This is a genomic window from Neobacillus niacini (assembly GCF_036961885.1).
GTDB lineage: Bacteria > Bacillota > Bacilli > Bacillales > Cytobacillaceae > Neobacillus > Neobacillus niacini_H.
Genome location: NZ_JBALNQ010000055.1, coordinates 1 through 2,341, shown reverse-complemented (window position 1 = coordinate 2,341; position 2,341 = coordinate 1). Strand labels below are relative to the sequence as shown.

Genomic DNA, 2,341 nt, shown 5'->3' with positions numbered 1-2,341 from the left:
TTTGCTTTGGGCTATCCGCTTAAAGTGTAAAATTCTTCTGTTATTCGTCCAAAAGAAGTATCAAAACGTCGAAAAATATCTTATTCTCTTTCTTTTGCCCGCTGTGTGTCTCGAATATTCTTTTGAACCGTTATGGCTGCAAATAAACTAAGAACAAAAGACATTCCATAAAATCCCTTTTCGCTTAAAACAATACTTCCTGCATTATATAAACCAATACCCATTAATGAAATAGATATAATAAGTGCCAACCAACTAATACCATAATAAATATTTGTTACTGGAATTCCCTCATCTTTATCTCTAACTGCTTTTTGTAAAGAAACCGCTGCATAGAGACCAAATACTAAAACGGAAAAGTAATATCCTTTTTCGTTCAGCTGCATGTCTGCGTTAAACAAGCCGATGAGATAAGCTGAAACTCCTACCAATAGTGCTGCCCAAGAAGCCCCTATAAAAGCTGGAGTCGGTTCTCCCTCTTTCCTTTCTACTTTCAATTTTGGACCTTTTGGTTTTCCACTATCTAATAAAACCTCATTTTCATTAGACATCGAATATTCCCCCCTATTTTTCATTTTAAAAAATCGATCACTACAGATACACTGAAGTAATCACAACAAATTCATTATATAGAAATTTCTGTTAAATACAAACCGTTTATTTAAACATCGAGCCTGATTAATTCATCCTTTGCATGAATGGTTCCATCTTTAACTACAACAACATCTAAATATTGATTCGTATTGGTGATTACGACTGGAGTTTTTAAATCATAACCAGCAGCTTTTATGTTTTCAATATCAAATTGAATCAGCAAGTCGCCTCGCTTAACTTTATCCCATTGTTTTACCTTTGAGGTAAAATATTGACCTTTTAGATTAATGGTATCCACACCAACAAAAATCAATATTTCAGCACCAGCTTCTGATGTAATGCCAATCGCATGCTCGGTTGGAAATAGGGTGGTAACCAAACCATCAACTGGTGAAATCACTTCCCCTTTTGTTGGTTCAATCGCAACACCTTTCCCAACTGTTCCCGTTGAAAACAGTGGATCTGTCATTTTACTTAACGGAACAATTTCTCCACTCAATGGACTTGAAATGGTTTCTCTTATTACATTTTTCACTATTTTTACAGGAGCTAAGTCGTTCTTCCCTTCGTATCCCATTACCAGCGTAAGAACCATTGCTGCAATTAAAGACGTTAATGTACCCAATAAAAATAGTCCAACCGGAGTAAATACAGGAATAGACAAGAAACTTGGGAGAGCAAAGCCAGTACTTTTTACTCCAAATGCCCCATTTATCGCCCCACCAATCGCTCCGGCAATGGCTACAATAATCATGGTTCTTTTGAAGCGTACAAGAATCCCGTAGGTAATAATTTCTGTTGTACCAGCTAAGGCACTCGGAACAAGCCCCGATGCAGCGAGTGTTTTCAGTTCCTTGTCTTTCGTTTTTAATAAAACCCCCAGTCCCATTCCCATTTGAGCAAAAGGAGCTGCAGCTATCATTGCCATTAGCGGATCTAAGCCTGTCGCAGCTAGATTGGCAAGGAAAATGGGAATAACAGCCCAGTGAAGTCCCAATATGGTAAGGAATGACCAGGCGGCACCCATTACTGCCCCTGTCAGAATTCCACTTTTTGCACTTAAAAATTGGATAACCACGGATAATCCCTCTCCAACATATGTTCCGAAGGGACCAAAGATTAAGATGGTAAGAGGAACAATAACCACTAATGAAATAAGTGGATTTATAAACATTTGTAAGTCTTTATAGATTACTTTTTTTAAAAACTTATCTACTACTGAATAAATTGAAACAGCTAGTAAAATTGGAAAAACGGTCGAAGAATAATTTGCTAATAAAATCGGGATCCCTAAGAACGTTACATCTTGTGCCTTTGAAGCAACTAAATCCATATAGTGCGGTTCCAAAAGAGCTGCACCAATTGTCCCTCCTACATAACCGTTCGCTCCTAGTTTATTAGCCAAAGTTATTCCAAGAAAAACGGGAAAGAAGTAAAAAATGGCATGTCCAGCTGCAGAAAGTATTGCATAGGTACCACTTTCTTTTGAAAGCCATCCTACTGTAATCAAAATTGAAAGCAATGCAGAAATTAATCCGGATCCAGCTAGTACACCCAAAATAGGTGCGAAACTTCCACTGATTGCTCCTAAAAGTTTATTCATGATGGTTTCTTTTTTTTCTGTTGAAGCTTCACTCGTCGTATTAACTGCAGTCATTTTTGTTCTCCTTGTTTGAAGTTTATATGTTGATAAAACGATATATATTAACAATTTTTGCAAAGGAACTATTTTACATGAGTTCTACTA

General features: G+C 36.9%; 2 protein-coding genes. Both read right to left on the bottom strand.

From position 1 onward, the window contains the following. Positions 1 to 80 precede the first annotated feature (80 nt). Positions 81 to 551, bottom strand: coding sequence for an inner membrane protein YiaA (yiaA, locus tag V7124_RS20420; RefSeq protein ID WP_335492887.1), 471 nt, complete (start codon positions 549 to 551; stop codon positions 81 to 83). A 110-nt stretch (positions 552 to 661) separates the two neighbouring features. Next, positions 662 to 2,251 (bottom strand): glucose PTS transporter subunit IIA, encoded by a 1,590-nt coding sequence (locus V7124_RS20415; RefSeq protein ID WP_335492885.1) that lies wholly within the window; start codon positions 2,249 to 2,251, stop codon positions 662 to 664. Positions 2,252 to 2,341: the final 90 nt, after the last annotated feature.

What these genes read in the sequence shown, in the direction of transcription:
- V7124_RS20415 (WP_335492885.1), bottom strand. Translation starts at nt 2,251, where the DNA reads ATGACTGCAGTTAATACGACGAGTGAAGCTTCAACAGAAAAAAAAGAA.
- yiaA (WP_335492887.1), bottom strand. Translation starts at nt 551, where the DNA reads ATGTCTAATGAAAATGAGGTTTTATTAGATAGTGGAAAACCAAAAGGT.